This window comes from Cedecea sp. P7760, assembly GCF_013386425.1.
Taxonomy (GTDB): Bacteria; Pseudomonadota; Gammaproteobacteria; order Enterobacterales; family Enterobacteriaceae; genus Cedecea; species Cedecea selenatireducens.
The window spans coordinates 1-4,879 of record NZ_JACARU010000029.1; the positions used below are offsets into that span (position 1 = coordinate 1).

Annotated in this window: 4 protein-coding genes, 1 pseudogene and 1 other annotated feature; of the genes and pseudogenes, 1 reads left to right on the forward strand and 4 read right to left on the reverse strand. The window is 55.7% G+C overall.

Translation table 11 applies throughout. The features are described from left to right. Positions 1–265 precede the first annotated feature (265 nt). The 4 genes and pseudogenes from rluB to HX778_RS12370 form a co-directional block, all read right to left on the reverse strand. A pseudogene (gene rluB / locus HX778_RS12355) lies at positions 266–952 on the reverse strand (23S rRNA pseudouridine(2605) synthase RluB); the annotation flags it as partial. 197 nt (positions 953–1,149) lie between these two features. Then, entirely contained in the window at positions 1,150–1,968 is an 819-nt protein-coding gene (locus tag HX778_RS12360) for a MerR family transcriptional regulator (RefSeq protein ID WP_176982165.1), read from the reverse strand. 10 nt (positions 1,969–1,978) lie between these two features. After that, entirely contained in the window at positions 1,979–2,599 is a 621-nt protein-coding gene (locus HX778_RS12365; protein WP_038471874.1) for an L-threonylcarbamoyladenylate synthase, read from the reverse strand. Then, complete coding sequence (locus tag HX778_RS12370; protein ID WP_176982168.1) at positions 2,596–3,495, reverse strand: PHP domain-containing protein; 900 nt, start codon at positions 3,493–3,495, stop codon at positions 2,596–2,598. Before HX778_RS12370 ends, HX778_RS12365 begins: the two co-directional genes overlap by 4 nt. A 138-nt stretch (positions 3,496–3,633) precedes the next feature. Continuing rightward, positions 3,634–3,731, forward strand: a sequence feature (Trp leader region). 21 nt (positions 3,732–3,752) lie between these two features. On the opposite strand from HX778_RS12370, the gene trpE reads away from it, so the two are divergent. Continuing rightward, positions 3,753–4,879, forward strand: a 1,127-nt coding sequence (gene trpE / locus HX778_RS12375; protein ID WP_176982166.1) for an anthranilate synthase component I, incomplete at its 3' end; no start/stop codon positions are given.

A 4,879-nucleotide genomic window follows, 5' to 3' on the forward strand; every position in this document is an offset into this window, starting at 1 on the left:
GATCGCCACATAGCTTGCCGATAACTTCTGCACAGAATTCATGTTCCCCCCCGCACATTACACAATGTTCAGCCAGTATAAGGAGGGTGCAAAACCATTACTTTGCGTTATTTGTCGAGCTATTTCCTGTTTTTTGTCTTTGTGCGAAAGTGTGAGAGTTGTCTCAAACAGGAATATCAGGAGAGACATTCCCGGCGAGGATTCACCGGGAATGAAGGGGATTAACCGTTACTGCGACCGCCGGAACGACGATTGCCGCCGGTNNGTACCCGCCACGCGGCAAGCCTTTAGGCAGCTTGATGTCGCCATAACGAACGCGAATAAGGCGGCTAACCTGCACGCCAACCGCTTCCCACAGGCGACGAACCTCACGGTTACGGCCTTCGGTCAGGGTCACGTTGTACCACTGGTTAATGCCTTCGCCACCGGTGAACTTGATAGTTTTGAATGCCGCAGGGCCGTCCTCAAGCTGCACGCCGCGAGAAAGCTGCTTTACTTTATCGTCATCTATTTGACCAAAGACGCGAACGGAGTATTCACGCTCCACTTCACGGCTCGGGTGCATCAGGCGGTTAGCCAGCTCGCCGTCGGTGGTGAACAGCAGTAAACCGCAGGTGTTGACGTCCAGACGCCCTACGGCAATCCAGCGAGCACCGCGCAGCTTCGGCAGACGATCAAACACCGTCGGGCGCCCTTCCGGATCGCTGCGGGTACACAGCTCACCTTCAGGTTTGTAATAGGCCAGCACGCGGCAAATTTGTTCCGCAGACTCACGAATCGAGATCAAATGACCATCGATGCGAATTTTAAGCGACTGGGTAATTTCAACCCGATCGCCCAGCGTGGCAATTTTGCCATCAACGCTTACGCGACCAGCAGAGATAATGGTTTCAATCTCACGACGGGAACCATGGCCAGCGCGAGCCAGCACTTTTTGTAACTTTTCGCTCATTGAGCTTCCTCGGGTGTCGCCTTCACAGGCGTCTCAGATACTTTGAAATCAAAAGGCATGGGCCTGATGAAGTATAAATACGGATTCGGACCGCCGCCCGGTCGCAGTCAAATGCTGAGGGCAGCTTCGTGGCCGCACATAGTACACGAATTTTAGCGCAAATGGAGTTAAAACCCGTCTACCGGGTTTTACTCATACTAATGATTCAGGCTGGCAAGCAGCGAGGCACGGTCGACGGGTAAACAGTCAGCGCTTGTTGCCACATCTCTTTGTGCCTGTGCGGCTTCACTGCCCGCAAGAAAGACGGGTAAATCGCTACTCAGCCACCGCTGATACAGCGCCTGCTGGCTGCTCGTCAGCGCTTTATCCGTCCAAATCATAATGTGATCGGCGCTGATGCGGCTGAGGTCCGGGAACGGAATTTCACGATCCAGCACCTCAACGAAGAAACCGTCGCTGGCAAAACGAATCCCTTCCAGCCACAGCTCAAGGGGATCTTTCAGCGAAAGCGCCAGAATAAACAGCCTGCCGCCGGGGCGTTTTCGCCCGCTGGCCAGCACGAACGTGGCGTATTCAATCAGGGCGGTGTCCAGCATAGCGCGGCTCATGGCCATTTCCTGCTGCACATCGGCGTCGAGCCACAGCCTCAGCGGCCGGACAATTTCATCAATAAAAATAGCCGGAGGCACTTCGCGGCCGTAGCGCCAGATAAGCCCCCGCAGCTTCGTGGGCTGCATCGCCTCGCACTGCGCCAACAGGGCTTCCTGAACCTCAAGCCAGCCGGAAGGAGTGCCGGTTTCCTCACCGTTCAGCAGCGCCAGCATATCCGGCAACGCGGCGCCCTTTTCAAGCCAGCCTACAATCGCTGCGACCCGTGAACAGTGGGTAAAATTGAAAAAACGGTGCCCGTTCTCATCCACCTGCGGTTTGATTAAACCGTAACGCTGCCAGCTGCGAATATTGGCTGGCGTCACGCCGCACTGAGAAGCCAGAACATCAATGTTAAATCGGGCCATAGCCATCTCCTTACAGGAAAGGTTTAACGTCCCCGACGCCCTCGCGCATCACCACTGGCGCATCTTCCGTCAGGTCGATAACCGTGGTGGGCTGCTGGCCCAGATAACCGCCGTGGATGACCAGATCCACGACCTTCTCCAGACGATCTTTAATCTCTTCAGGGTCGGACTCGGTAAACTCATTGCCCGGCAGCATCAGCGAAGTTGACAGCATCGGCTCATCCAGCGTTTCCAGCAGCGCCAGCGCAATCGGGTTTGACGGCACGCGCAGGCCGATGGTTTTACGTTTTTCCTGCAGCAGGCGGCGCGGCACCTCTTTGGTACCCTTGAGGATGAAAGTATAGTTCCCCGGCGTGTTGTTTTTAATCAGGCGGAACGCGACGTTATCGACAAACGCATAGGTCGACAGCTCAGATAAATCCCGGCACATCAGGGTGAAGTTGTGGCCATCGGGAAGCTGACGGATGCGGCAAATGCGCTCCATCGCCGATTTATCTTCCAGCTTACAGCCCAGCGCATAGCCGGAATCCGTAGGGTAAACAATCACCCCACCTTTACGAATAATGTCCACTGCCTGGTTAATCAGGCGCGGCTGCGGGTTATCCGGGTGGATATAAAAAAACTGACTCATACTGCCCTCTCTTTCGCGATGTGGCTCTGCTCCCAGTGCTGCCAGACGGGCTCAACGCCCGCAGGAAGCCACAGCTTGCGTCCCAGCTCAATCCAGGCGCAGGGCAGATGAAAGTCTGATCCCTGCGACGCCAGCAGATTAAACTGCTTCGCGTAGCTCGCAAGCTGGGTTCGTTCGTTGGGAGCCTGCTGGCACTGCGCAACTTCCATGGCATCGCCACCGTGTTCGGCAAAGTGCGCCAGCAGTCGTTTTAGCCATTTTGCGGTCAGGCCGTAGCGCCCTGGATGCGCCAGTACCGCCTGCCCGCCAGAATGATGAATGACATCAATAGCTTGTTCTATTGTACACCACTGAGGCGGAACATATCCGGTTTTCCCTTTCGCCAGATACTTCTTGAAGACGTCGCCCATATTGCTGGCTTTGCCCTGCTCGACCAGAAAACGAGCAAAATGACCGCGGGTGATCGCCCCGCCGCTGGCATGCCGCATTGCGCCTTCTAACGCATCGGGAATACGCGCTTTATCCAGACGCTCGGCAATCATCACTGCGCGCTGGCTGCGGCGTTCACTCTGCTGCGCAAGAAACAGCTTCAGCGCCGGATGCTGCTCATCAACGCCCAGCCCCACGATATGAATCTCGTGGTTTTCCCACACGGTTGATATTTCTACTCCGCTGATTAACTGTAGCGGTAAATTCAGGCGTTCGATTTCTGCACGCGCGGCGGGCAGGCCGGCAACGGTATCGTGATCGGTAATAGCCAGAACCGTCACGCGCATATCCACCGCGCGGCTGACAAGAGCTTCAGGAGACAACAGGCCGTCCGAGGCGGTAGTGTGGCTGTGTAAATCGTGGATCGTGGCCAGGGTGGGCTCGCTCAAAATGGCTCCAGAATGGATAAACAGAAATTTAGCGGCCTATGATAGCGATATTCGGCTATTTTAAAAAATCAGTATTGACAACACACGCCTGAACCAGTTTACTAGTACGCAAGTTCACATAATGAGGTATCTGAAATGAAAGCGATGAATTCCCTGCACGGTTGGTGGCGTACTCCCTGAACTCGGGCGGTGCGATCGCGTACGCTGTTTAACAGCGCAGATACCAGGCCCGCCAACGATGCGGGCTTTTTTTTGAACAAAATTTGAGAACTAAAATGCAAACACAAAAACCGGCACTTGCACTCCTGAGCAGCGAAGCTGCCTACCGTGAAAACCCAACGGCCCTTTTCCACCAGCTGTGCGGCGCACGCCCTGCGACGCTGCTGCTGGAGTCCGCCGACATCGACAGCAAAAACGATTTAAAAAGCCTGCTGCTGGTAGACAGCGCCATGCGCATTACGGCGTTGGGTGACACCGTCACTTTACAGGCTCTGTCCGCGAACGGCGCCTCTTTACTGCCGCTGCTGGACGCAGCATTACCGGCTGGGGTCGAAAATGAACACTTCCCCGATGGCCGTATCTTGCGCTTTCCGGGCGTCAGCTCGTTATTAGATGAAGACGCACGCCTGTGCTCGCTGTCGGTCTTTGACGCTTTCCGCATCATGCAGGAACTGGTGAGCGTGCCTGCTGACGAACGTAACGCGATGTTCTTCGGCGGCCTGTTCGCTTATGACCTGGTGGCCGGCTTTGAAGATCTGCCGCAGCTGAAACAGGACAACCGCTGCCCGGATTACTGCTTCTACCTGGCCGAGACATTATTGACTATCGATCACCAGAAAAAGCAGACCCGCATTCAGGCCAGCCTCTTTACGCCGTCAGAAAGCGAAAAACAGCGCCTGATAAAACGTACCGAACAGCTTCGCCAGCAAATTAGCGAGCAGCCAGCCGAGCTGCCGGTACAGAAAGTCGAACACATGAGCTGCGACGTTAACCAGAGCGATGAAGAATTCGGCGCGGTTGTCCGCCAGATGCAAAAAGCTATTCGCATCGGCGAAATCTTCCAGGTGGTGCCGTCCCGCCGCTTCTCGCTGCCCTGCCCGTCGCCGCTGGCCGCCTATCAGACGCTGAAGAAGAGCAACCCAAGCCCGTACATGTTCTTTATGCAGGATAACGATTTCACGCTGTTCGGGGCCTCTCCGGAAAGCTCGCTGAAATACGATGCGACGAACCGCCAGATTGAGATCTACCCGATTGCCGGTACCCGGCCTCGCGGTCGCCGCGCGGACGGTTCGCTGGACCGCGATTTAGACAGCCGCATCGAGCTGGAAATGCGCACCGATCACAAAGAACTCTCTGAACACCTGATGTTGGTTGACCTGGCGCGTAACGACCTGGCCCGCAT

Excerpts from the sequence above, each read along its gene's own strand:
- HX778_RS12360 (WP_176982165.1), bottom strand. The coding sequence starts at position 1,968 with ATGGCCCGATTTAACATTGATGTTCTGGCTTCTCAGTGCGGCGTGACG.
- HX778_RS12365 (WP_038471874.1), bottom strand. The coding sequence starts at position 2,599 with ATGAGTCAGTTTTTTTATATCCACCCGGATAACCCGCAGCCGCGCCTG.